This window comes from Pseudoalteromonas sp. MMG006 (genome assembly GCF_018101025.1).
In the GTDB taxonomy this organism is placed as follows: domain Bacteria; phylum Pseudomonadota; class Gammaproteobacteria; order Enterobacterales; family Alteromonadaceae; genus Pseudoalteromonas.
The window spans coordinates 106,565-129,063 of record NZ_JAGJEJ010000011.1; the positions used below are offsets into that span (position 1 = coordinate 106,565).

The window sequence follows — 22,499 nt, forward strand, 5'->3', positions numbered from 1 at the left end:
AAATTCACTTCGCTTTTTTGTGCCTATTTTAAATAACTTATAAAACTTCATTAGTTAGAGGCTTACTTTCACAAACTTCCAGCGCGTTTTTTATGGTTGTATTTGCAATCTCGGTAAGTGCTTCTTGGGTAAAAAATCCCTGATGACCTGTTACTAATACATTTTTAAAACTGACTAAGCGCGAGAATATATCGTCTTGATTTATTTCGTCACTGTGGTTTTTAAAAAATAGCTCAGACTCTTGCTCGTACACGTCGAGCCCTAAATACCCCAGCTTTTTAGTTTTAAGTGCGTTTATACACGCTTTACTATAAAGCAGCGCACCACGCGAGGTATTAATAAGCATAACGCCGGGTTTCATTTTATTAAATGCGTCATCATTTATTAAGTGGTGAGTTTGATCTGTTAGTGGGCAGTGCAGTGAAATTATATCGCTTTGAGTTAGCAGCGCATCTAAATCGGTAATGGTGTAATTACCTGGTTGTGCGTAAGGGTCGCACACTAAAACGTTTGCACCAAAGCCATTTAATATATTACAAAGCGCAAGGCCAATTTTACCACAGCCTATAATTCCAACTGTTTTACTGTGCAGGTTAAAGCCTAATAAACCGTTTAAATCAAAGTTGTCTTCGCGTACGCGGTTATAGGCCTTATGCGTTTTACGGCTAAGTGTAAGCATAAGTGCTATACAGTGCTCTGCTACTGCTTCAGGGCTGTAAGCAGGTACGCGTAATACGTTCATGCCATTTGCTTTTGCTGCAGGTAAATCTACGTTATTAAACCCCGCACAGCGTAGTAAAATTGTTTTTATCCCAAAGCTTGCAAGTTGCTTTATTACAGCGCTATCTACAGTGTCGTTTACAAATACACATATAGCATCAAAGTCTTTAGCTAAAATGGCGGTGTTTTGATTAAGAGATTGCTCAAAATAAGTAATCGATACACTACTTTGGCCTGTAATGCTTTGCTCAAAAAAAGGCTGCTCGTACTTTTGAGTGCTAAAAAAAGCAATGTTCATGTTATTGGCTCCAACGCTTATATGCTCATCTATATAACATTAAACTACTTTTAGGTAATGCGCTTTACTAAGCGCCACTTTATTGATTTGAAATAACTAAGCGCCTTTTAAAGCGTTAAAGTTAGGGGTTAACTTAGTGCTTTTATAGTTACTTTTTTGTGGCGAGCTTTGTAAATTAGCCTCTATTACTTGTTTAAGCGTTTCGGGCTTGGTACGTGGTGCGTAACGCGCAACTAGTTGCCCTTCGGTATTAATTAAAAACTTTGTAAAGTTCCACTTTATTGCACGGTTTTGAGAAATACCACGCGTATGCGATTTTAAATAATTAAACAGTGGATGGGCTTCAGGGCCGTTTACCATTACTTTTCCAAATACCTCAAACGATACGTTAAATTGCGCTTGGTAAAAGTCTTTAATGGCTAAATTATCAAGAGGCTCATTTTGCCCAAATTGATTACACGGAAACGCCAATATTGTAAATCCGCTGCTTTTGTATTCTTGATACAGCTTTTCTAGGGCGCTTAATTGCACCGAAAAGTTACATTTACTGGCTGTATTAACAATAAGTATGGTTTTGCCCTTTAACTGGCTAAGAGGAAAACTTTCACTGTTATAAAGTGGTGCGTTAAATTGATAAATGCTATCCATAGGTTACCTACTTAATTTCCTAATAGTGGAAATTTTATAAAGACTTTCATTCGCTTTTTCGCCACCCGATTGACATAATCGAGGCCTAGTTTCTAAGTTATCAGTTTAATAGGTCATTTTTATGTCAATGAAAGTCGCATTTATAGGTTTAGGCGTAATGGGTTACCCAATGGCGGGTCATTTAGCAAAAGCAGGGCACAGTGTATGTGTTTATAACCGTACTATAGCTAAGGCTCAAACGTGGACAGAACAATACTCTGGTTGCTTTGCGCCCACTCCACGCGAAGCCGTAAGTAATGCCGATATAGTGTTTATGTGTGTTGGGAACGATGATGATTTACGCTCTGTAGTATATGGCGACGATGGTGTTTTAGCTGGCATGCTGCCACATACAATATTAGTTGATCATACAACAACCTCTGCTGAAGTTGCCCGTGAAGTAGCCGCAAAGGCAGCCCTGCAAAATATCGACTTTATAGATGCGCCAGTGTCTGGCGGCCAAGCGGGCGCTGAAAATGGCGTGTTAACGGTAATGGCCGGTGGCAATGAAGCTGTATTTGCAAAAGCACAGCCTGTAATGGCGGCATTTAGCCGTTTTAGCCAGTTGTTAGGTGAAGTTGGATCAGGCCAATTATGTAAAATGGTTAATCAAATATGTATAGCAGGTGTTGTACAAGGCTTAGCAGAAGGCCTACATTTTGCTAAGCAAGCAGGCCTTGATGGCGAAAAAGTAATTGAAACCATATCAAAAGGTGCTGCTGGCTCGTGGCAAATGGAAAACCGCTACAAAACAATGTGGGCAGGTGAGTACGAGTTTGGCTTTGCGGTAGATTGGATGCGTAAAGATTTAGGTATCGCACTTGATGAAGCTAAAAACAACGGCGCAACACTTCCAATGACGGCAACGGTCGATCAATACTACGCCGATGTACAAGCCCTTGGTGGCGGCCGATACGACACCTCAAGCTTACTTGCACGAATAGAAGCGCTACATAAAAAATAACGTTTCACATTTTAAAGATTAAAAGCTTCGCTTTTCAAGTGCGCAAGCTCTGCGCCTACCGCTAAAGTGTAAATATGGGGCTTACTTGTAGACGCGAAGCTTGCTTGCGTGATGGGCGAAGCCCGTAATAATTTAAACAAAAACGCGACGCTTTAATTACTATAGCGTCGCGTTTTTATATGCGTTATACAGACTTAAAACAAATTACATGCTCTGCGCGTAGTTATAAAGCGCCTTTAAAATGGTTAGGTTCTTTTCGCTGTCGTCGTGCTCATGGGCCAAGTTTTCAAGGGTGATCATAAAATCTTGTGCGCTGATTGATGGTTGATCTTCCCCGTGCATTAACTTGTTTTGACAATACTGGCGCCATTGATCAAGCTCTTGCTGGTTTAGCGTTTCAGGCCAGTTACGTGCGCGGTATCTGAACAGTAATGTATTAAACTTTTTATCTTCAAAATCTAAATTTAAGCCCGCGAGCTCATCTGGCTTAGCATCGCGAATAATCGCAAATTTAGCTTTATCGGCATGGCTTGTAAAACCATCGTAAAGTAAGTAATCAACATTAGTCGTTGCGCTGTAATCGCCTTTTTCGTTAAACACTTCAGTTACTTTATCGCGAAGCTCGGTATTGGCTTTTAAAATAGCTAAATTAGCGAGGCACTGCTCGCGGTCAATTCCTAAACGGGCTGCGTTTTCAGGCAATAACGTTTTAGCAGGTGCTAAAATAGGGCACTTGTTTAAATGCACCAGCTTTAAACCAACAGGTAAATCGCCCTCGGCTAAATCAACGCGTTTGGTGTATAAACGTTTACGAAGCTCTTCTACGTTTAAATCAATTAACACTTGCGGGCTTTGGGTTAAATCAAAACAAATAACCGCGTTTTTATTTACCGGATGAAAGCTCATGGGCGCAACCCAGCTTGTGCAACCCTGCATTGCAGGAATACGCGATGAGGTATGTACCAGCGGCGTCATGTTAAATACATCAACTAAATCACCGAGCGCTTTTTTATTACGCAGTCCAAAAAAGAAGTTATACAGCTTTGGTTGTTTTTCTTTTATTAGTTTAGCCAGTGCAATAGTGGCGGTTACATCGCTTAGCGCATCGTGCGCAGCGGCGTGCTCAATACCATTAGCTACCGTTAAATGCTCAAGCTTAAAGCTTGGGCTGCCATCTTCTTTTAACGGCCATTCAATACCTTCAGGGCGAAGTGCATAGCAAGCGCGTACTAAATCAATAATATCCCAGCGGCTATTATTGTTTTTATATTCACGCTCGTACGGGTCGTAAAAGTTACGATAAAAGCTATAACGACTCACTTCGTCATCAAACCGAATACTGTTATAACCAGCCACACAGGTGTTTGGCGCACTAAATTCGGCATGAATTTTTGCTATAAACTCAGCTTCTACCAAGCCTTTTTTCATCGCCACTTGTGGCGTAATACCCGTAATTAAACACGCCTCAGGGTGAGGTAAGTAATCCGCCTGCGGCTTACAATATTCAATAAGCGGCTCGCCAATTATATTTAAATCAAGATCGGTACGAATACCCGCAAACTGGCTCGGCTTATCTTTTTGAGGGCTCGCCCCCCACGTCTCGTAGTCGTGCCAATAGATTGTTGCTTGATTCTCTAGGTAGCTTTCATTATTCATTCTATGTCTTAGCCCTTTATATTTACGGGTTGTTAGCGTTACTCAGTTTCTTTTTGTATTTTTGAGTTTCTTGTAATTGATGCATGGTGTGTATAGTATTGTGTATAAATTTTTTGCTAACTGTGTATAAAAAATTAAATGGCGATTAGTGACACCAAATTAAGAAAGCTGCTAGGTAAAAATCAAACACCGTGTATATTATCGCATAGAGATAGTTTAAGTGTAAGGGTATCAGCTAAGGGGACTATCACTTGGCAATACCGCTGCCGTGTTGATACTAAGCAGGTAATTATCACGCTAGGGCGTTATCCAGGGCTTAGCATCAAAGAAGCACAAAACTATATACCGCTGTTCCAAAATTGGTTAAGCCAAGATAAAGATCCACGCCTAGAACTTAAGCTCATGCGTAACAATGCCAAGGGCTTGCCCACAATGGCAGAAGTTGCTGCAACGTGGCTAGATAAAAAAGTACCCGACCTAAAAGAAAAAACACAAATTTTATACACAAACCAAGTCAGCAAATGGATTGTACCAATACTTAATGATAAAAATATGCCACTTGATTTAATGACCATTAAAGATTGGATAACTTACTTTGATGAAGTGAAAGCACAAGGTAGTGCTAAAACAGCCGGTACTATACTAGTACGTATTAAGTCGATTATTGGTTGGGCTGAAAAGCGAGGGGAAGTAAAACCATTTAACCCTGTGCTCACATTAAATGTAAATGATATCGGTGAACAAGCATCGGTTGGCCAACGAGTAATGCGCTTTGACGAAATCGCAAAGCTATGGATACAAATAGAAAGCTCAAAAGCCACACCAGCAACTAAAGCATGCCTTCAGCTAATTTATATAACAGGGGCAAGGCAATCAGAGGTTCGTTTAGCTAAGTGGGAGCATTTCGACTTTGAGAACAATATTTGGACCGTACCACCAGAAAACTCAAAAACAAATAAAGCTATCCGTAGGCCAATTTCAGCCAAGATGAAAAGCATACTAGATACGCTTGCCATGGTGTATGGCCGTAAAGGGTGTTTAATACCTGGCAGTAAACCAAACAAACCAATGACCACCCACAGTATTAATCGCTATTGCTGTCGGATGTGGGATCACTTGTTTGAAAAATATAAAATGCCCAAGTTTCTACCGCATGATGCCCGCCGCTCACTTTCAACACTATTAAGCGAAAATGGCGTAGCACCACACGTAACAGAAAAAATGTTAGGCCATACAATGCGAGGAGTAATGGCTGTATACAACAAACATGATTGGATAAAAGAACAGGCCGAAGGTTACGAGCTCTATTGCCAGCTTATTGAAGATGCTATTTTAGAATCACTCAATAATAAAGGATAAAATTAGAATGGAAGAAAGCAAAGAAATCATTAAATTTGTTTTTGATTGGAGCACATTTATTGCGTGCTTAGCGTTTTTTGTTGCTGTACATCAAGCTTGGATTAGCCGTAAGCATAATAAGTTGTCCGTTCAACCATTAATTTATGACTTTATGGAGGAGGGTGATAAATGCTTCACATACTCAATCAGAAATAAAGGTCATGGTGTGGCTAAAATTGAGTCTTTTAAATACTACTGGGCAGGTCAAGAAATAACTGACGAAGAGCTAAGAAATAAAGTAAATCCATATATTAAGCATAAAGATCATCTTAAAATAATTAACCTTGGCAGTGATTTCGGCATGTCAAATGACGAAATATTTAAATTGATAGATTTAACAGTAGTTTCAGACGTATCAAGCGACATACCAACAGATAGGTTTAAAAAGATAATTAATCTAATTGTTACTAATTGCAGGGTCAAAATTGAATATAAATCGTTATATAACGAAGAGTTTTCATTTGAGACCAGTACATCAGCTATTGATTTAAATTTATATAAAGAAGAATAAAATCAGCTGTGTAAATACATTGGTCATCAAATATTGAATGGAATCATAAACTGACCTTTGATATCTACAGTTATCTACAGTTATCACAGTTATCACAGTTGTCTCTTATAGTCTCCTAGTGTCTCTTGCTGTTTTGAGAGCCAATATGCTACTATTTGGTTGTGGGTACAGTTAATGACACTCAGAGGTTTGGTTGTGGGTACAGTTAATGGGCTCCCAACAATGTAATTAATAGGCTTTTTATTAAACTAAAATGGCTTTTATTTATAGCTAAGAATGGAGCTGTAATGAAAAATCAAGTTATCCAATTAAGCGAAGTAAAAAAAGAGAATGTAGCAACAGAGCAGTTCTTAAACTTGCTCGATGCTGACATTAAAGCAGGAAATGTAAAAAAAATTCCTGATTCTGTATTTGATCGTATCGCAGCAATCAAGCACAAAGCACTTGTTGCACGTCAAAATAACGAATTAATAGAGATGTAAATGTACTGGGAAAAGTATTGGCATACTGTATTTGAGAATAGATACACGGAAGTATTGGATCAGGTCGAACGCGAAGCCAAAAAAGACCCAGAACACTTTTACGAATCTGCAATCTACAAATTATTTGAATGTGTTACAGATTGCATAGAAAATCGCATATTTATAGATCCTCAAGCACCAGCTTTTATACTGGGCAATACATTAGGTAAAAGTAACCGTGATTGGCGAAGAGCCAAAAAGGGTATGCCTAATCGATATCGTTTGTTTTTTAAGTTTTCGAGTACAAATAAAGCTATAGTTCTTGCTTGGTTTAACGACCAGTCAACACTTCGTAAAGATGGTAGTAAAACAGATGTTTATGAAGTTTTTAAAAAAATGCTATTAAAAGGGGTAATACCCAGTAGCATTGAAGAGCTGATAGAGCAATCAACAGAATTTAATAAACAAGCCCGCTAATAGCGGGTTTTTTGTTACTTCGTTGCTTATCTATTATTTATAAAATAAATATTGTTCAGATGGAAGAAGAATAAAGATGCTTAAATCTGTTTTACACATAAATATAGGCTTTTTAATGGGGGTTGCTGTTACATCTTTGTTTTATGTAGGTATGCCAATAATTTTAAATGAAAAGTTTTATCCTTTTGCATCAGCAATTGCTGTAGTTTTTTCTGCGGTGCTTGCTTTTACTTCAGCATTTTATACGTTACGAATTAATAGCAATAAAGCAATAGAAAAAAATACTATAGAGGCTATTGAAAATGGTAAAGGTAAAATAGGTGCTGAATTTCTATTTATTACAAGTTATTTGAAAAAGCATCAATTATGCGAACATGAGGCTTTAAGTGAATTGGCCCAACGTTATACTCAATATGAAGAAATAGCTGGAATAACAAAGACTTTAAATGAACTTGAAAGTATATGTAGTAATGCATTATCTGGATATTATGATTGGAATATAATTGTAAAAAATAGGGGCGCAACAATTATAAACGTCTGGGAAAAACTAAAGCCTTACTTAGAGGAGCGTAGAAGAATACAGAAAGCATTAATTTCAAAAGATTACCCCACATTAAAACACGACAAATTTTTACCATTTCACTCTATAGAAAAAGCATATGATCATTTGAGAAAAGATCCATATAATAATCGAAAAGAAGCCAAACTTTTAGCTTTAGCGTCTTTATGCTTACTTATACCTTGTTCACCAGCTCTAATAGCTATTTATTTTAATTTATTTTTGTAGATGTTTATTAACAGTAATTTACATAATATACCTCTCATAAAACAAGTTACTAAACTATCTAAGAAATTAAAAAACTAGAATTGTATTGTATGTATTAATAGGTAAGTAAATATTGGGACATAAAGCCCCAATGTTCTCTATTGTTTATATTATATTATGTTAAGTATCGATAAAATTTCACAAGATATTTTTATATAAAAATAAAATAGCGCTGCTTGTAAATTTAAGATTTCTAGTTGTAGTTTATAGTTCATTTTATAGCTTCTCCTTTGTTGGTTAAACGGTGAAGCTATTTTGACACTATACCGAAAAGCAGTTAATTTGATTAAACGCAAATATTTAAGGAAAAGCACTGTGAATCACAAACCTTTATCGCAGAGCCGGTTATTTTGGTTGACTTTCATTTTGGGAGTCTTGGCAGCAACTGCGACTATAATTGCTATTACTAGTAACAATAACTTTATGCTTTGCACTGATGTTAAATGTTTCTCTAATTTCTTAGAATATTATGCAATCCCAATAAAAATAATATCTGCAACTTTTTTTGTGGCAGGCTTTGTTGCAGTAATTCACCGAAGTAACCAAACACACCATCAAATTGAGCTTACTCACGAACAAAACACATTCTCTAATTTTTATGAGCATAAAAAGCAATTTGTAGATATGCTAGTTCAGTTTAGTGAAGAACATGAAGTCCGTATTACTGGTAAACACAAACTTTATAGTCAGTTATTTCCTTTAAATAACATTGGCGAATTGAGCTTCACCTCAAAAAGTACAAAAGGTAATAGGTCAGAGCTTTATTTTCATATTCAAACATTTAATACAAAGTTAGAGCTTATCAAGGAATGTATAGAATGGAATGATGAGACTCAAAAACTCAATCCTGAAATTTGTAACCAATTAGCAAATTTTTTGATTTTCACTAAGCGGCTTGGCGTTTACTCTACGGATAACTTAATATTGGATAAAAATGATAAAAAGCACTTTAGGAGCATTAACGAACTACCAAAAGACTTTACCGGTTATTTTTATATTGTAAGTGAGCTCATAATGGCGTTAGCTTATTTTAGCTTCTCCAAAGAAGAAGCCGATAAGATAAGGCTTGTTTCAATTAATGATTCTAGGAAAGTGATTAATCAACTGTTAAAAGAAATGCAAAAGAACCCATTTGATGAATGGTTATAGGCAGTAATTGATATTGACGTAAAGCTATTTATTAGCCCGCAAACGCGGGTTTATTTATACCAGGTTTTTATTGGTAATTAACTAAACATATAACGTGCGGCGGCAAGGCCAAGGCCAACGGCAGAAAACACAATGCCAACGCCCCAAATAAGCATTTTAACTTGTAGTTGTGGGATCATAACTTTGATGTCGGTTAAGTCTTTTTTCATACCACCAATTTCAGAGCGGACGCTTTTAAACTCATTGTGCATTTCAGAGCGGACACTTTTAAACTCGTTATTCATATCACTTCGAATAGACTTAAAATCTTCACTATGTCCTCTTAGCTCTGTTTTAATATCGCGAATATCATTTTTAATATATTCAACGTCTGATTCGAGTTTAGCTATTCTGGTTTCCATGTCGCCACCACCACCATTGCCGCCGTGTTTAAAGTCTGTTTTATCATTATCGCGGTTCACAAACAAACCAACAACTTTATTTTGAGTATGTTTATCCATAATATTTTACTTTTTCTTATTATCCATAATTTCTTCTAGTTTTTTTGCATTTATAAATTGCTGGTTACCGCAGTCCTCACACATTACAACATATGATATGAATACGCCTTTTTCTTTGCCGCCAACAATTTTAGGATTAAACACGCTTACCTCATGATCAATAACCACTAAAGCTTCTTCATCACCCAAAATAAGCAGCTCGCCCGTACCGCATAAACTACATGGGTTAACACCAATATGCTCGTTAAAATATTCAACCACTTCATCACGTTTTATATGTGTATAGAGTTCAAAATCATTCATTGTATTATCCTTAACTTTTTAAAGTGACTTACCCGTAAATATAACTTTTCCCACCAACGTGCAATTTCCATTAATTGGGATTAATTGCTCTGGCCAGTTGGGGTTAGCGGCTTTTAGGAATTTGTGGCCACCTTCGATAATTAGCTGTTTAAATGTCGCTTGGTTGTCGTCGTCTAGGCGGGCTACTACGTACGAACCGTGAATGCACTCGGCTTCAGGGTCTACAAAAATTAAATCACCCTCATCAAACTTTGGCTCCATGCTAATACCTTGCACCTTTAAAACAAAGGTTAGGTCACTGCAATTAACAGGGCACATATAACGCTCTGCGTCATACGCTTTAATTTCACTTATTTCTGACCAAGCGCCAGCTTGTACCCAGCTGATAAGTGGGGCGGTGGCTTTGATTGTTGGCCCTGGTAATACATTACTGTTGATATCTTTGCTGTCACCAATGCCAAACTGTAAAAACTCAGGGGGACACTCTAAAGCTTCAGCTAATGCCTGAATATTGCGCGGATTTTTAGTGGTTCCATTTTCGATTTTTTGTAGTGACTGTTGTGCAATGCCTATCATTTCAGAGAGCTTAACTTGAGTAAGTTTAAGCTCTTTACGTCTTTCTTTTATTCTATTTCCGATGCTCATGAGTAGTCCTTTATCATTCAATCAACATATTTAAAGTTTAAAAATACAGTTAAATTACAGTTTTTAACTATTTTACAGTTAAAAAGGGTATTGACAACCACCTATAAACTGTACTTTAATACAGCTACAAACTGTAATTTAAGGTGTTGAACTATGAATAACATCACTAAAGCTGTAAAAATCTATGGTGGGCAAACCAAATTAGGCAACGCCTTAGGTGTAAAACAAGCTTCTGTGTGGGATTGGATGAATAAATTCGGTCAAGCCCCAGCGAAATACATTCCACGTATTTCAGAACTAACTAACGGTGAAATATCGGTAAACGATTTACTAGCCGATCATCAAAAAAGCAAAAAGGAAGATGCAGCATGAGCACAGAAATTGAAGTAGACCCAATTGATGTAATGGATATTAGCGAGCGGACAGAAGCGTTAATGGATGATGAGCGTTTTACTATGTCAGAAAAAGTGGCAATGGCAGCATCAGATTATAAACGTGCGTTAAGCCATGATTACTTTGCCGCTGCGCATGGTGGAGTAGATAAGTTTAAAAACCAGCTTTTTACACTGGTAGATATGTGGTTAGAAGATTTTAACCCCGGTGAGATTGAATGATTTTATCAGCGGTGGTTTCACCCCAGCTTATTGGGCGAACAATTTTAACGGGACGACCATCGTTAATGCGCTGTGCTATGTCGGCTAGTTTTTTGGCGTGTTTTTCAGGCCAGTTGTTCTCGATAGCCAGCGTGAGTACTTCATCTTCATTTAAGGTAATGCCTTTTTTGTGGAGTGCTTTAAATAAGCATTTTGCTTTTGAGTCGTCAACTGGATGGGTGAGCCCATTTGCAGGCGTAAGACTGCTTGAAAGCGCTTTTATGCAGTCGCACAAGATTGGGTTTGGCATAGGTTTTTCCTCTTTGTTTTGGTTGGTGGTTTTTCGCACTTACAACTTACCAGAACAAAGAGGGATTTTAAATAAACAGGTACAGGAGTGTGCAGCATGAGCACTGAACAACAAATTATTTTATTAGATATTCATCCAGATGCTAAAGCTGTGCTGTTTGCACTACTGCAAGAAAACAACCAACTACGCACTGAGCTTGAAGAGCAAAAAGACCGCTTGGTTAGCACTGTTGAAGCATGCGAGGTACTAGGCTGTGCCCGTAAAAAGTTTTGGATTTTGTCGAAGTTGTCTGATTTTCCTAAATCAATTCAGTTTGGCAAAACTAATCATTATCGCTTAAACGAGCTAATTAAATTTAGAACGCAGCACCAACAAAGCGTAAATAACTAGGAGCATAACTATGGCAAATGCAGCATTAGAAATTGCAAAAAAACGCGGTATTACAGGCGTAAATAAACAGCCTGAAAAAACTCAGTTAAAAGTTGTTGATGTAAAACCAACACCAAAGGGGCTTACTGAGATTAAAGGGCTATTTAATAGCGATCGTCATACCGCTGAATATGTTTATACGCACTTGAGTAAACCGCAGCAAGTAATTGTGTGTTATTCGGCAGGGCTATCTAAAAGTGACTTGGAAAGGAGCTATCACCAATTTGACCGTGATAAGCGCCTTAAAATACACCAAGCTATTTTACAGCTTCAAGAAATAGTAACCGCCTTTGTTGATGCTAATGCCATGACACCAAGCCGATTTTTACAAAAGCGAGATTTTAGCATTGCTAAAAACACTCAAAAAACAGAACAAGCACATTAAGGATTAGCCATGACTCCCGATCAACTAATCAATCAAGACAGTGGCAATGTTGAGTTTTATACGCCTGATAAAGTTTTGAAGTATGTACACCAAATGTTTCCGGTTATTGATTTAGACCCTGCAAGTTGTGCTGTGGCTAACAAGTCAGTAAAAGCAACGTGTTACTTAACCAAAGATGACGATGCATTAACAAGAAATTGGATAGCTAATACTGTTTGGTTAAATCACCCATTCAATAAAGGTGAAATAGCATGTAAGCCAAAATGCGTTAAAAAAATATGTAACGACCCGACTTACAGTAAGTATCGTGGCCATTGTATTACCGAAGACATAGCCAGCAACGGCGATTGGATTGATTACTACTTAGACCAATACGCACAAGGTAATTTTAAAGAAGCAATGAATATCACCTTTGTTAATAGCTCAGAGGCATGGTGCCAAAAGTTATTAAACGCAGGTTTAAGCTGCTTTATTGATGGCCGTACACACTTTAACGATGCACAAGGCAATGTAAAAAAAGGCGCACCTAAAGGCTGTTTTATTACTTACCTTGGCAATAGAACCGCAGACTTTCGAAGAATCTTTTCAGCACTTGGCGTTGTTAAATAACAACCAATAAAACCCCCAAAGGAATATTAAAAATGACCACTATCAAAGACCAAGATCTATTTAAAAAACAGAACTTAGTAAGAAATATCATTGAACACGCTATCGACCAAGCCAACTTTACTATTCGCAATTTAAACAAACGCCCAACAGTTGCAATGCTTATGGAGTGTGAAAACTGCCTAACTGACTTTTTGCCAATAGTGAGAATGATTGTTGATGTACATGATGTATACGCGCCAGTTTACGACCAAATGCAAAGCGCATTAGACGCCGCGCAAATTCATGAAGAACCTAAAATCATTGAAATTGAGCTTAATTAATAATGAGCATGTGGCCCATTGTAAGTTTTGATGTTGTAACAGCGGCTTTAACTATGGTTAAGGCCGTTGACGACATTGAACACCGCACAACATTAATAAACGGCCTTGGCCGTTTTACTGCGTATAGCCAATATAAAATGGTGAAGCAGTACATTGCCAAAATTACCCCACCAAATAATGCCTGGTATAAAGACGAGCCCATAAACCCAAGCGAAAAAGCAAACGCTTGGTTTTATGATGAGCTTAAAAGTATTGAACACCGCATTGATGTAACCAACCTTAAGCTAAGTGCGCCGGCTAAATCGGCACTTAAAAAAGTACATAACAATAATATTCATAATTTTATTGTTAAAGATATTATCGAAAGCGGCCGTGCACCCAGTATACAAGCCAGCTTTGTTCGCCAAACTGCCAGTAATATGGAATTTGCACACAAGCAGCGTGATGTAAAAAAGCCACAACCTGTAGCAAGCCAGAATTTACAGCAGTCGGTTGGCGATCAGGTTACTAAGTCTGCCATGTCGGTTATTGCAGCTATTGACGATGCGTATCAAGTTGCTCATGTTTATAAGTGCTTAGCTACCGTGCCTAAGCCGCTACAAATGCGCGTAGCTAAACGTTATATTGATAAGTACACGCACATTAAAAACACCGGTAAAGCGAATGGCGAAACCGAACAGCAATACAGCGAAAGGCTAATAAACAGCAGCCGTAAAAACTACGACTTTAGCGATAAAAAAACAGCGCATAAAAAGCCAGCAATTACAGTGGCCGAAGTGCGCAAGCAAATTAAAGCAAATGATTGGTTACGCCGCACAGTTGCAACGTTGCAACCACGCCTAAAAATACTCGAGCAAATTACTAATGCTATGCCGCTGCCTTGGCATATTTTGGCTAACGCAGATAAAACCAAAAAACACGCAAATGTATTGGCAATGCAAGTGGCCGAAATAATAGCCGACCTTGCAAAAGAACACCCCACGTGGGATGCAACCGACATACACGCAAGCGTAAACGAATACGCGGCACAATTTACTGTGCAATTACAGTTTACTGAAAAGGGCGATTACCTAACCGTACCCGATGCAGAAGTAGCGCTTTTAAAAGCACAAGATCATAAGTGGTGGGCGCGTAAGCTTAAAACTATTCGTAGCCGTTACCTTGAACACCTAGAAATTGCCACCGGCGAAGTGGGCCGCGATTTATTCAATAGCACCGATAAAAAAGGCGCTACAACCACAAAACGCCGTGGTATAAGTGCGTATTGTTCAAAACAAGCAGTGGCGGAATACACCACAAACCGCGAACGCGGGCAACGTTACCTAGAAAGCCTAGAATTAGTAAACGAACAAAACGATGTTATATCGCTAATGAAAGCGGTAGAAGCAGGTGTTGCCAACCCCGAAAACATGCGTAACGAATTAATGCTACGCATACGCGAAACCGAAGAACTGGCAGACGAAATGGGCTACACAGGTGGCTTTTATAACATTACAGCGCCTAGCCGTTTTCATGCAAATTCGCCTACGTGGGATGGGTCAACCCCAAAAGACGCAAGCCTTTACTTAAACAAACTCTATTCGCAAGCGCGCGCCAAATTAGACCGCCTTGAAATACCGTATTTTGGACTACGTGTAGCCGAGCCACACGCCGACGGTTGCACCCACTGGCATATGCTTTTATGGATGCCAGCGCGTTACTACGACCAAGTTAACCATTTATTACGCCGCTACTTTACCCGCGACGACCGCGAGGTATTTTTTCAGCGTTTTAAAAACCGCAAAGCATTACGTGCCCGCTACACAAAAGCGCGCCGTATTTGGGGTTTAAACAAATCTAAAAAAGTGTACACACGTGCACCGATTAAAAACTACTTTCCGAGTAGCCCACGCTATACCGCTATTAAAATGCTACCTGCAACGGTAGATAAAAACGGTAAAAAGTCAGGCGGGGCAGCGGCTTATGTTGCTAAGTACGTAAGCAAAAATATTGATGGCTTTGCACTGGCAAACGAATTTGATGCCGAAACAGGCGAAAAGCTAACCCAAGCGGTAAACCCTGTTAAAGCATGGGCGAGTACGTGGGGTATTAGGCAGTTTCAATTTCAAAAATCACCCTCCATTACTATTTGGCGCGAATTGCGCCGAGTGCGCGAAGAAGTGCAAGGCAACGAGCAATTAGAACAAGTACGTAAAGCCGCCGACGCTGGCGACTTTAAAACCTTTGTTACCTTAATGGGTGGCTTTGGTATTGGCCGCGATGCCCGTTTTAAACCTGCCTACCAACACACCGAATACGGCAACGAATATGCCGAATTTACCAAACGCTTAAAAGGCGTTGAAGATACAACAGGCCTTTGCACGTTGGTAACTCGCTTACATACCTGGTCTAAGCAAACCATAGGCACCGCAGCAAATAACAACACCGCTGCAATTGATGGGCAGGATGCCAACAACGTCGGCGCAGCCGACCTACCTTGGACTAGTGGGAATAATCGTACGCCTTTAGCTGTAGGGCATACAGACGAGTTATTGCTAGATATGTTCGGTTTTACCAAAAAACAGATCGCAAGCGTTAAAAAGGATCTGTTAGCAGGTAAACGGGTTAAAAATAACGGCCATATTTACCTAATAAAAGACGGCCATTTAGTGGTACTGGACGAAGCAGCGCAGCAAAAAGAGCATCGCCAGCTATCCATTGATGAAATAGCCCGTACTGAAGCCAAAAAACATACCCCAGCAGCAGACGAGCAAACAGCCAAACCATATGACGACCTATTAAATATGTTTACAGGCACTCAAATGAAGCAGTTAAACCAAGGCGGCAACGTTATTAGAGCCAACCGCGTGTACTACCTGCAAGAACGTGAGCTACACAGCTTTGAAAAACTCGATATGGCAAAACCTAAAAAGCCAATAACGCTAGCCCCAACCGAAAAGCACTACGCATACGCCCGTGAGCTTTACGACCTAGCACATATGTATGCCGAGCTTGACGGGCGCTACACTCCATCAAACACCCAATTTAGTAAAGGTAATGCCGACATTATTGGTGATTTAGATTTAGCTCGATTAGTATTGAACGGTGAAGCATCAGCAATCAGCGATAATGATTGGTGGGCAATAGATTTAATGGCCTAACTGTACACGTTAATTACTTAATTAGCAGGTACAGTTAGGCTAGCCTGTACTCAGGGTTTAATTAATCCCTGAGTACAGATAAGAGCTAGCAACAAATAAGGAAAATAATGTAATGAGCTCCAGTAACAAAACCGACACTATTGAAAGTTTAAAAGAGTCTTTTAATTCACTCTTAAATAATTTAGAAAAAGTGGTTCTGGAAGAAGAAAAAAATTTTGATATTAGAAGAACAAAAATGTGGAAAATTAAAAAGGATTTAGACAATTTTCAGGCTCTGAAATATGAAAATCAGCTCTATCTAATCAAGTTGATTTATAAGTATAAGCAAATAAATCGAATATTTATTAGCAATATAGAAATTGAATACGAGATAAAAGACCTAATTGAGATAATTGGAGGCTCATATTGTCAAGATTCAGATAATAAGCATAAGTATAATCATTACTTATTCGAATTTACTACGGCCTTAAGTTTCGCTTTAGGTTTAGAAGAAGCTAAAAATATAAGTATGGTAGGTAAAAGCGATTTAATTATTGATGAAGAAATTGCCATTGAGTGTAAGTATATTAGTAGTAAAAACAAACTGAAAGCCAGACTTTCTGAAGCTTCAAAACAAATAAATACAAGGGTTGTTGATAAAGAAGCAAAGTTTGGATTTGTTGCTATGAATGTTTCCGAACTAATTAACCAAGATAAATTACTAAGTTTTACAGATTTCTTAGTGAAACGTTTTATTAAGAATTATCAATTGATTTATAAAAAAGTTGATGATCCACTGACAATTTTAAAATGCATTGCTTCGGATAATAACTTTGAACAAATTGTATCGGGTTATCTTTCGTCTGAAATGGAAGCCGTTATTTACTCAAAAATACCAGCTCCAATAAAGATGTCAGATAATGTTAAAGGCATAATTTTTGTTTCTCAAACTCAAATTGATATTCATAATGATGAAAGCGTCCTTCCCATAAATATAAGGGGAAGGACTTATCATCTAAATCATGACTTGTCGCGAGAAGAATATCATGAATGTGGACTGATGATTCATAAGCTTGCAGTTGGTATTTGAACAGAGCATTTTTGTAATTGACAGTATGCCTTGTGCGGGGCTATAGTAAAAAGGCACTGGCTCATCCAGTGCCGGGATTCGAACCCCGCAATTAACAAAGGTGCATTGTCACCAGCTTTTTAGCTGGTTTTTTAATGCGCGCGCTTTAGCACACCCATATTATGGTGAGCTGGAGTGAGGCCACTTCGGTGGGCCGTTTCTTTGTTTGCGGTAGTTCGAACCTCGCTTTAGCTTGCCACCCAAAAATTCGAACTTTTGAGTGGCTTAAATGCATATACAAAACAAAGGTTCTTATTATGAACAACCAACTTATTATTTCAAATACCCTAATTCCCGTTGATCACTACAACCGCGTAAACTTAAACGCACTGCATAAAGCCAGTGGGCTAGGTAAGCACAAAGCGCCAAACAAATGGTTGTCGAACGTATCCACCAAAGAATTAATTTTAGAGTTAAATGCGGATCTGAGCTTAGGTAAAATAGAGCTGACCCCGAATTCGGGGTCTGCTTTAGAAGTGAACAACGGCGGTTCTAATCGTGGCACATTCGCCCACGAACTATTAGCCATTTCTTACGCAGGCTGGATCAGCCCAAAATTTCAATTAGAAGTAAACCGCGTATTTTTACACAGCAAACGTAACGAACCAGAGCTTGCCACGTTGCCAACCCTAAGCGAATTACCAATATTAGACTTTCCTGAAATGCGCTTAAGTATGTTTATTCCGTTTAGAGATATGTTTGATTGCGGCTGGCGTTTACGTATGAACCAGTTATTCACCATATTGCGCCAGTGCCAACGCAGCAACACACCAATAACCGTTAAAGACGTAACAGGCCTAGAGCAAGAACTACGATCACTGCTTCACATAGTCGAAACCCAAGGCAACAAACTAAGCAGTATTCAACGTTTTGTGAATCATTAATAGGCAGGCAGTAAAAAGGGCGCTAAATGCGCCCTTAGTTTAGCGTGCTGAAATACCTTGTATTTCATGCTGTGCCGCTAACTGTAAAAAGTTTGAACGGCTTTTGTATTGCGGATGTGCTTTAACTAAATCATCAATTTGCTTAGTTAATAAGTTAGGCAAAGTTACGTTAATTTTACCTGCTTTGCCTAAGTAGGGTTCAAGATCAATATCAACCAATGCCCATACCCAGCCTGAAAACTCAGGATTATTTACGTGAGCGTTAATATTACTTGATTGCGGCGGTAAAATACCGTCTTCGGCTAATAACTCTAAATGAGTTTCTAGTGCGTCTTTAGCGTTTAATAGTGCTTGCTCGAATGAGTCACCGGCACTATAACAGCCTTGCACATCAGGAAACACCACGCCAAATGCTTCAGTTTCTGTGCCTTTTTCAATTGCGATTGGATATAACATCGCTATTCTCCTAATGAGTGTTTACAACAGTGATAGTGTTAAGGAAATAGGGGCTTAAAGCCCCGCATCTTTCAGTATTTTTGCTACCAATCCTTTGCCTAAATCTTTCTTAGGGTGGGGAACGGTAATGAGATTGGTATGGTTTGGATGCCTAAAGTGATGATGACTGCCTTTCACTCTAACTTCTTGCCAACCCGCCTCTTCTAGCTGTTTGATTAAATCCTTGCTATTCACTGTACCTCGCTTTATTTCTCAACGTGGGGTTACTATAACCCCAGCAATAAACAGAGTCAACTATTTATAACTCCAATAACTCTAAATTATTTAAAAATGAAAATGTTAAACTTGCACAAACTAGTCAGCTGAATTAAGTTACATAAATAAAGCCGCTATGTTTGTCGGTTATTTTCTAGGAGGTATTATGGTAGGTGAATGGATTTCATTAATTCTTAGTGGTGCGTTTTCAGGTTTTTTTATAGGGGCTGCAATCTTTGTAGTAATTTATTTTGGCATGCTCTATCTTTTTGATAAAACTAATGACGATGTCGCAATGCTTATTGCGTCAGTAGTAATTGTGTTAATCCTTTTTGGCTTTTATGGGGTCAGCATTAAAAACTTTCTTGAAGCTGCACAATCGGGAAATAATAGGCCTATTGAAGATATATTTAGGGCAGTCCCTTTTATAATGGCTCATGCTTTATTTTTAGCTTGTGCCTACGTTGGAGTTCGATTAAGTAAAATGATGTTGAGAAAGAAATTACTCGGTTATTAAATACCTAGCAGACTTAGCTGCTGTTCCTTAGGTAGTTTTTTAATAAGCGCCGCAGCAAGTTCTTGGGTGCTTTTTACAGGCGGATTTAAGAAGTGATCAAACGATTGGGTAATGCGGAACGTAGCCCCGCATTCTTTTGTATTTGTGCATGAGCAATATAAATTAACCACATGGGCGCTTTGCTTTTCGCGTGACGTAATTGTTGCTTTAGCTTCACAATTCGGACAAGTAACCCGCGCCATAATAACCACCAATCGTTAATAAAATACACTGTCATTATATACAGTGGTTGCATGTATGCCAAATAACCATTTAACTATTAGCTGAGAACCAAAAGGGCGAAAAATTCACTCCTCCTCGCCTTCCGCTTTCGTGCAAGAAACGCGTCAAATTGACAACCCCATTGACACACTATTAATCGCCAGCCAGCCCAGTAAAAGGATCTGTGAGCAATTTTAAAAAGATCGCATTGTCATAAAGTGACAACCTTTGACACAAAATGACATAGAACAAGATTTATAAAGACTATGGCAATTGTATTAAAAATTTTAAATAGCCTGATATTTTAGATAGAATTAATATGTTACTTAGAATGATTAATGAAAATCGCTATATTTCAGTTCTTTTTGAACGTTAGGAAAGGCTTTTTATTCGTAAACAGTATAGGTGAAATGTCTCAAGCTCAGCCATCTCAACCTTCTTCAGACTCGCAATCAGTCGAAGATTTGCTGCCTGCATTAGTTCGGATGAGCAAAGAGTCCAGAGGAAAAATGATATTTTTAGACTAACTGTCATTTTTTGTCCAAGGGAGCTAGACCGAAAACAGAAATTTTTTCGTAGGAATGGCTGTACAAATATGTTGATTTTGTTAGATTTCTAACTTTAGATTGGGTAAGCGCATAAAAATCAAAGATTAAATTTTCAATTTAGAATGTTTTACCAGCCCCCAATTGAGCTGATAACTAAGAGAATTTGAATGAGTTAGGAAAAGTAGATTGACTCAAAACTTCTCTTTAATGGCTACGGTGTGATTGATTTAGTGCCCTGTGCGAAAATTTAAAACTATCAATATCTAGTTAGTTATAAGACTAATTAGTACATTAGGAACCATTTATAATGTTGAAGGCAACAAAAGTAAAGATAGATCCTGAAGCCCCATTTCTAAATGACGAACTTAATAGACTTGAAAGCGCAGAAATTCTAATGGAGTTCGTCTTATCAATGAAAGAACCTACGGTTATTTGTATTGATGCTCCTTGGGGGCAAGGGAAAACAACATTTTTGGGAATGTGGGAACAACATTTACGAAATAATTCTATACCTACATTACAATATAATGCTTGGGAAAACGACTTTTCTGATGATGCACTGATTTCTATCATAGGTGAGATGAGCTATCAATTAGATAATTTATCTTTTACGGGAGATATCGAAAAAACTTTAAGGCTTCTAAATAAAGCTAAAAAATTAAGTGTGAGTCTTCTTAAGAAAAGTTTGCCTGTTATGGCAAAAGTTGCCACCGCAGGCGTTTTAGATTTTGATAAAATTACAGAACAAGCCCTTTCTAACTTTTCAGAGTCTATAGCAAAGGAAAAATTAGAAAGTTATGAAAAATCTAAAAACACAGTATCTTCGTTTAAGAATGCACTACATAGTTTAGCCTCTAGTCTAACACCACAAGAAAGTTCCAAACCTTTAGTTTTTATTATTGATGAACTAGATAGATGTAGACCAAATTTTTCTATCGAAATTTTGGAAAAAATTAAACACTTTTTCAATGTTGATAATATTGTATTTGTTTTAGCAGCTGACAAAGTTGAACTTGGACATTCTATTAAAGCAATATATGGCCAAGGTTTAGACGTTAATTGTTATTTAAGAAAGTTCATTGATTTTGATTATCAATTACCTCCCCCCCCAGAAGGGCAATACGCAAAGTCATTATTTAAAAAATTTAATTTTCATAGAAGTTTAAATCGAAGAGGACGAAGCTCTAAAGTGTATTTAACACCTTCAGAGGAGGTTTTTAATTTCTTAACAAACCTTTTTGATATATATAGATTGACCCTGAGAGAGCAAGAAAGTTGCTGTGCTCTGTTAAGTTTAGCCATCAGAACTACAAAAGAAGGTGACAATTTACATCCTTTATTTTTATGCTATTTAATAGTTTTAAAGATTAAAAACCCTTCCATATACCAATCTTTTATCAGTGAAAGTTTATTACCTATTCAATTATTCGAATATTACTCAAGTAAAAAGGATGAAAAAATTGATCACTATAGTCAAATAATTGAAGCTTACTTAATGGCTTCTAATTCACATAAAAAGGAAGGAAATACTGAGTTTTATAATGTTATTGATAAACTTCATGAGGTTATATTGAATGAATCTGAGGATAGAGAGAAAAGAGCTAATGCGATAGTGCTCATAAGTTTAATAGAGGAGTTCATTTATGATGGAGGGGTATGGTATGTAATTAAGAAGATAGAAATTGCATCCAGATTTGGCTCTTAGGAATAGAACTCTTTTTGATAATATAATATTCAAAAAGAGTTCTATTATAAATTACATTTCGTATTTTTCATTAACTTGTGCAAACATTAAATTTTAATATGGTATAAAAAACAATTAATGCCTTTATATTTACACTACTTTTTTGTGACTCCCCCAAAACGCTCTAAACAATCTCATTAATCCAAGCGTTGAAACGGCAATACCTACAATCACAAATTCAAAGTACCAGGGCGCACCGTTATAGCCCATTGCTTGCCAGCCCTTATGCATGTAGGGTTGCATTGCCGGTATAAAATGACACACAAACAACCCCAAGAAGAATAGAATGATCACTTCATCCATCATGGTTTTATCGCGGTTTTTTAAATGTAGTGGTCAACTAAT

28 protein-coding genes and 1 pseudogene are annotated in these 22,499 nt (G+C 37.9%); 18 read left to right on the top strand and 11 right to left on the bottom strand.

Annotated features, from left to right (window positions below; all coding sequences use genetic code 11):
* Positions 1–37 precede the first annotated feature (37 nt).
* The gene (locus J8L73_RS12125) at positions 38–1,018 is read right to left on the bottom strand and encodes a 2-hydroxyacid dehydrogenase (RefSeq protein ID WP_211017346.1); all 981 of its coding nucleotides are present in this window, start codon (positions 1,016–1,018) and stop codon (positions 38–40) included.
* Positions 1,019–1,114: 96 nt separating this feature from the next.
* On the bottom strand, positions 1,115–1,666 hold the full coding sequence (locus J8L73_RS12130) for a glutathione peroxidase (protein WP_211017348.1): 552 nt from the start codon (positions 1,664–1,666) through the stop codon (positions 1,115–1,117).
* A gap of 121 nt (positions 1,667–1,787) precedes the next feature.
* Here J8L73_RS12130 and J8L73_RS12135 point away from each other — a divergent pair, with 121 nt between their 5' ends.
* Positions 1,788–2,669, top strand: coding sequence for an NAD(P)-dependent oxidoreductase (locus J8L73_RS12135; protein WP_211017351.1), 882 nt, complete (start codon positions 1,788–1,790; stop codon positions 2,667–2,669).
* A gap of 204 nt (positions 2,670–2,873) precedes the next feature.
* On the opposite strand, the gene sbcB is transcribed toward J8L73_RS12135, so the two are convergent.
* The gene (sbcB, locus tag J8L73_RS12140) at positions 2,874–4,325 is read right to left on the bottom strand and encodes an exodeoxyribonuclease I (RefSeq protein ID WP_211017353.1); all 1,452 of its coding nucleotides are present in this window, start codon (positions 4,323–4,325) and stop codon (positions 2,874–2,876) included.
* A 138-nt stretch (positions 4,326–4,463) separates the two neighbouring features.
* Between sbcB and J8L73_RS12145 the strand changes: the two genes are divergently transcribed.
* The 6 genes from J8L73_RS12145 (at position 4,464) to J8L73_RS12170 (ending at position 9,147) form a co-directional block, all read left to right on the top strand.
* Complete coding sequence (locus J8L73_RS12145) at positions 4,464–5,684, top strand: site-specific integrase (RefSeq protein WP_211017354.1); 1,221 nt, start codon at positions 4,464–4,466, stop codon at positions 5,682–5,684.
* Positions 5,685–5,691: 7 nt separating this feature from the next.
* Positions 5,692–6,234, top strand: a complete 543-nt coding sequence (locus tag J8L73_RS12150) for a hypothetical protein (protein WP_149592036.1) — start codon at positions 5,692–5,694, stop codon at positions 6,232–6,234.
* A gap of 287 nt (positions 6,235–6,521) precedes the next feature.
* Positions 6,522–6,716 carry a hypothetical protein gene (locus J8L73_RS12155; RefSeq protein WP_149592037.1) on the top strand — a complete coding sequence of 65 codons (195 nt, stop codon included), beginning with the start codon at positions 6,522–6,524 and terminating at the stop codon, positions 6,714–6,716.
* Entirely contained in the window at positions 6,717–7,172 is a 456-nt protein-coding gene (locus J8L73_RS12160) for a type II toxin-antitoxin system YhaV family toxin (RefSeq protein ID WP_182701059.1), read from the top strand.
* Between the two features lie 76 nt (positions 7,173–7,248).
* A complete protein-coding gene (locus J8L73_RS12165) occupies positions 7,249–7,959 on the top strand; it encodes a DUF4760 domain-containing protein (RefSeq protein WP_211017356.1) in 711 nt (236 codons plus the stop codon).
* A 354-nt stretch (positions 7,960–8,313) separates the two neighbouring features.
* On the top strand, positions 8,314–9,147 hold the full coding sequence (locus tag J8L73_RS12170) for a hypothetical protein (protein ID WP_211017358.1): 834 nt from the start codon (positions 8,314–8,316) through the stop codon (positions 9,145–9,147).
* Positions 9,148–9,224: 77 nt separating this feature from the next.
* Here the strand turns inward: J8L73_RS12170 and J8L73_RS12175 are convergent, their stop codons facing one another.
* From J8L73_RS12175 to J8L73_RS12185, 3 genes are read right to left on the bottom strand one after another with little or no spacing between them, the layout of a single operon-like run.
* A complete protein-coding gene (locus tag J8L73_RS12175; protein WP_211017360.1) occupies positions 9,225–9,647 on the bottom strand; it encodes a DUF1640 domain-containing protein in 423 nt (140 codons plus the stop codon).
* A gap of 6 nt (positions 9,648–9,653) precedes the next feature.
* Positions 9,654–9,950: a hypothetical protein gene (locus tag J8L73_RS12180; RefSeq protein ID WP_211017362.1), complete on the bottom strand. Its 297-nt coding sequence runs from the start codon at positions 9,948–9,950 to the stop codon at positions 9,654–9,656.
* Between the two features lie 18 nt (positions 9,951–9,968).
* Positions 9,969–10,595 carry a LexA family transcriptional regulator gene (locus tag J8L73_RS12185; protein ID WP_211017364.1) on the bottom strand — a complete coding sequence of 209 codons (627 nt, stop codon included), beginning with the start codon at positions 10,593–10,595 and terminating at the stop codon, positions 9,969–9,971.
* Positions 10,596–10,748: 153 nt separating this feature from the next.
* Between J8L73_RS12185 and J8L73_RS12190 the strand changes: the two genes are divergently transcribed.
* Both J8L73_RS12190 and J8L73_RS12195 read left to right on the top strand, forming a co-directional pair.
* Positions 10,749–10,967, top strand: a complete 219-nt coding sequence (locus J8L73_RS12190; RefSeq protein WP_007378167.1) for a YdaS family helix-turn-helix protein — start codon at positions 10,749–10,751, stop codon at positions 10,965–10,967.
* Positions 10,964–11,209 carry a hypothetical protein gene (locus tag J8L73_RS12195; protein ID WP_211017366.1) on the top strand — a complete coding sequence of 82 codons (246 nt, stop codon included), beginning with the start codon at positions 10,964–10,966 and terminating at the stop codon, positions 11,207–11,209. The genes J8L73_RS12190 and J8L73_RS12195 overlap by 4 nt, the downstream gene beginning before the upstream one ends.
* Here the strand turns inward: J8L73_RS12195 and J8L73_RS12200 are convergent.
* Positions 11,187–11,498 (bottom strand): DUF1889 family protein, encoded by a 312-nt coding sequence (locus J8L73_RS12200; RefSeq protein WP_211017368.1) that lies wholly within the window; start codon positions 11,496–11,498, stop codon positions 11,187–11,189. The genes J8L73_RS12195 and J8L73_RS12200 overlap by 23 nt on opposite strands.
* A 96-nt stretch (positions 11,499–11,594) precedes the next feature.
* On the opposite strand from J8L73_RS12200, the gene J8L73_RS12205 reads away from it, so the two are divergent.
* The 7 genes from J8L73_RS12205 to J8L73_RS12235 all read left to right on the top strand — a co-directional run bounded on the left by J8L73_RS12205 (position 11,595) and on the right by J8L73_RS12235 (position 18,373).
* A complete protein-coding gene (locus tag J8L73_RS12205; protein ID WP_008135661.1) occupies positions 11,595–11,888 on the top strand; it encodes a hypothetical protein in 294 nt (97 codons plus the stop codon).
* 10 nt (positions 11,889–11,898) lie between these two features.
* Positions 11,899–12,312, top strand: a complete 414-nt coding sequence (locus J8L73_RS12210; protein ID WP_211017370.1) for a hypothetical protein — start codon at positions 11,899–11,901, stop codon at positions 12,310–12,312.
* A gap of 9 nt (positions 12,313–12,321) precedes the next feature.
* Complete coding sequence (locus tag J8L73_RS12215; RefSeq protein WP_211017372.1) at positions 12,322–12,921, top strand: DNA N-6-adenine-methyltransferase; 600 nt, start codon at positions 12,322–12,324, stop codon at positions 12,919–12,921.
* A 32-nt stretch (positions 12,922–12,953) separates the two neighbouring features.
* Positions 12,954–13,241: a hypothetical protein gene (locus tag J8L73_RS12220; protein ID WP_211017373.1), complete on the top strand. Its 288-nt coding sequence runs from the start codon at positions 12,954–12,956 to the stop codon at positions 13,239–13,241.
* 2 nt (positions 13,242–13,243) lie between these two features.
* A complete protein-coding gene (locus J8L73_RS12225; protein ID WP_211017375.1) occupies positions 13,244–16,381 on the top strand; it encodes a replication endonuclease in 3,138 nt (1,045 codons plus the stop codon).
* A gap of 112 nt (positions 16,382–16,493) precedes the next feature.
* On the top strand, positions 16,494–17,450 hold the full coding sequence (locus J8L73_RS12230; protein WP_211017377.1) for a hypothetical protein: 957 nt from the start codon (positions 16,494–16,496) through the stop codon (positions 17,448–17,450).
* A gap of 296 nt (positions 17,451–17,746) precedes the next feature.
* Positions 17,747–18,373 (top strand): KilA-N domain-containing protein, encoded by a 627-nt coding sequence (locus tag J8L73_RS12235; RefSeq protein WP_211017379.1) that lies wholly within the window; start codon positions 17,747–17,749, stop codon positions 18,371–18,373.
* A gap of 39 nt (positions 18,374–18,412) precedes the next feature.
* Here J8L73_RS12235 and J8L73_RS12240 read toward each other — a convergent pair whose 3' ends face one another.
* On the bottom strand, positions 18,413–18,829 hold the full coding sequence (locus J8L73_RS12240) for a type II toxin-antitoxin system HicB family antitoxin (protein WP_007378160.1): 417 nt from the start codon (positions 18,827–18,829) through the stop codon (positions 18,413–18,415).
* A gap of 54 nt (positions 18,830–18,883) precedes the next feature.
* On the bottom strand, positions 18,884–19,063 hold the full coding sequence (locus J8L73_RS19350; protein ID WP_007378159.1) for a type II toxin-antitoxin system HicA family toxin: 180 nt from the start codon (positions 19,061–19,063) through the stop codon (positions 18,884–18,886).
* A gap of 187 nt (positions 19,064–19,250) precedes the next feature.
* Between J8L73_RS19350 and J8L73_RS12250 the strand changes: the two genes are divergently transcribed.
* Positions 19,251–19,601: a hypothetical protein gene (locus J8L73_RS12250; protein WP_211017381.1), complete on the top strand. Its 351-nt coding sequence runs from the start codon at positions 19,251–19,253 to the stop codon at positions 19,599–19,601.
* Here J8L73_RS12250 and J8L73_RS12255 read toward each other — a convergent pair.
* On the bottom strand, positions 19,598–19,843 hold the full coding sequence (locus J8L73_RS12255) for an ogr/Delta-like zinc finger family protein (protein ID WP_007378157.1): 246 nt from the start codon (positions 19,841–19,843) through the stop codon (positions 19,598–19,600). The two genes, J8L73_RS12250 and J8L73_RS12255, sit on opposite strands and share 4 nt — an antisense overlap.
* A gap of 874 nt (positions 19,844–20,717) precedes the next feature.
* On the opposite strand from J8L73_RS12255, the gene J8L73_RS12260 reads away from it, so the two are divergent.
* Positions 20,718–22,115: a P-loop NTPase fold protein gene (locus tag J8L73_RS12260; protein WP_211017383.1), complete on the top strand. Its 1,398-nt coding sequence runs from the start codon at positions 20,718–20,720 to the stop codon at positions 22,113–22,115.
* A 129-nt stretch (positions 22,116–22,244) separates the two neighbouring features.
* Here J8L73_RS12260 and J8L73_RS12265 read toward each other — a convergent pair.
* Positions 22,245–22,481 (bottom strand): annotated as a pseudogene (locus J8L73_RS12265) (hypothetical protein); the annotation flags it as partial.
* Positions 22,482–22,499: the final 18 nt, after the last annotated feature.

What these genes read in the sequence shown, in the direction of transcription:
- J8L73_RS12180 (WP_211017362.1), bottom strand. Translation starts at nt 9,950, where the DNA reads ATGAATGATTTTGAACTCTATACACATATAAAACGTGATGAAGTGGTT.
- J8L73_RS12260 (WP_211017383.1), top strand. Translation starts at nt 20,718, where the DNA reads ATGTTGAAGGCAACAAAAGTAAAGATAGATCCTGAAGCCCCATTTCTA.
- J8L73_RS12235 (WP_211017379.1), top strand. Translation starts at nt 17,747, where the DNA reads ATGAACAACCAACTTATTATTTCAAATACCCTAATTCCCGTTGATCAC.
- J8L73_RS12210 (WP_211017370.1), top strand. Translation starts at nt 11,899, where the DNA reads ATGGCAAATGCAGCATTAGAAATTGCAAAAAAACGCGGTATTACAGGC.
- J8L73_RS12225 (WP_211017375.1), top strand. Translation starts at nt 13,244, where the DNA reads ATGAGCATGTGGCCCATTGTAAGTTTTGATGTTGTAACAGCGGCTTTA.
- J8L73_RS12220 (WP_211017373.1), top strand. Translation starts at nt 12,954, where the DNA reads ATGACCACTATCAAAGACCAAGATCTATTTAAAAAACAGAACTTAGTA.
- J8L73_RS12155 (WP_149592037.1), top strand. Translation starts at nt 6,522, where the DNA reads ATGAAAAATCAAGTTATCCAATTAAGCGAAGTAAAAAAAGAGAATGTA.
- J8L73_RS12250 (WP_211017381.1), top strand. Translation starts at nt 19,251, where the DNA reads ATGGTAGGTGAATGGATTTCATTAATTCTTAGTGGTGCGTTTTCAGGT.
- J8L73_RS12205 (WP_008135661.1), top strand. Translation starts at nt 11,595, where the DNA reads ATGAGCACTGAACAACAAATTATTTTATTAGATATTCATCCAGATGCT.
- sbcB (WP_211017353.1), bottom strand. Translation starts at nt 4,325, where the DNA reads ATGAATAATGAAAGCTACCTAGAGAATCAAGCAACAATCTATTGGCAC.
- J8L73_RS12175 (WP_211017360.1), bottom strand. Translation starts at nt 9,647, where the DNA reads ATGGATAAACATACTCAAAATAAAGTTGTTGGTTTGTTTGTGAACCGC.
- J8L73_RS12230 (WP_211017377.1), top strand. Translation starts at nt 16,494, where the DNA reads ATGAGCTCCAGTAACAAAACCGACACTATTGAAAGTTTAAAAGAGTCT.
- J8L73_RS12165 (WP_211017356.1), top strand. Translation starts at nt 7,249, where the DNA reads ATGCTTAAATCTGTTTTACACATAAATATAGGCTTTTTAATGGGGGTT.
- J8L73_RS12135 (WP_211017351.1), top strand. Translation starts at nt 1,788, where the DNA reads ATGTCAATGAAAGTCGCATTTATAGGTTTAGGCGTAATGGGTTACCCA.
- J8L73_RS12200 (WP_211017368.1), bottom strand. Translation starts at nt 11,498, where the DNA reads ATGCCAAACCCAATCTTGTGCGACTGCATAAAAGCGCTTTCAAGCAGT.
- J8L73_RS12255 (WP_007378157.1), bottom strand. Translation starts at nt 19,843, where the DNA reads ATGGCGCGGGTTACTTGTCCGAATTGTGAAGCTAAAGCAACAATTACG.
- J8L73_RS12240 (WP_007378160.1), bottom strand. Translation starts at nt 18,829, where the DNA reads ATGTTATATCCAATCGCAATTGAAAAAGGCACAGAAACTGAAGCATTT.
- J8L73_RS12125 (WP_211017346.1), bottom strand. Translation starts at nt 1,018, where the DNA reads ATGAACATTGCTTTTTTTAGCACTCAAAAGTACGAGCAGCCTTTTTTT.
- J8L73_RS12160 (WP_182701059.1), top strand. Translation starts at nt 6,717, where the DNA reads ATGTACTGGGAAAAGTATTGGCATACTGTATTTGAGAATAGATACACG.
- J8L73_RS12190 (WP_007378167.1), top strand. Translation starts at nt 10,749, where the DNA reads ATGAATAACATCACTAAAGCTGTAAAAATCTATGGTGGGCAAACCAAA.
- J8L73_RS12195 (WP_211017366.1), top strand. Translation starts at nt 10,964, where the DNA reads ATGAGCACAGAAATTGAAGTAGACCCAATTGATGTAATGGATATTAGC.
- J8L73_RS12145 (WP_211017354.1), top strand. Translation starts at nt 4,464, where the DNA reads ATGGCGATTAGTGACACCAAATTAAGAAAGCTGCTAGGTAAAAATCAA.
- J8L73_RS12130 (WP_211017348.1), bottom strand. Translation starts at nt 1,666, where the DNA reads ATGGATAGCATTTATCAATTTAACGCACCACTTTATAACAGTGAAAGT.
- J8L73_RS12150 (WP_149592036.1), top strand. Translation starts at nt 5,692, where the DNA reads ATGGAAGAAAGCAAAGAAATCATTAAATTTGTTTTTGATTGGAGCACA.
- J8L73_RS12215 (WP_211017372.1), top strand. Translation starts at nt 12,322, where the DNA reads ATGACTCCCGATCAACTAATCAATCAAGACAGTGGCAATGTTGAGTTT.
- J8L73_RS12185 (WP_211017364.1), bottom strand. Translation starts at nt 10,595, where the DNA reads ATGAGCATCGGAAATAGAATAAAAGAAAGACGTAAAGAGCTTAAACTT.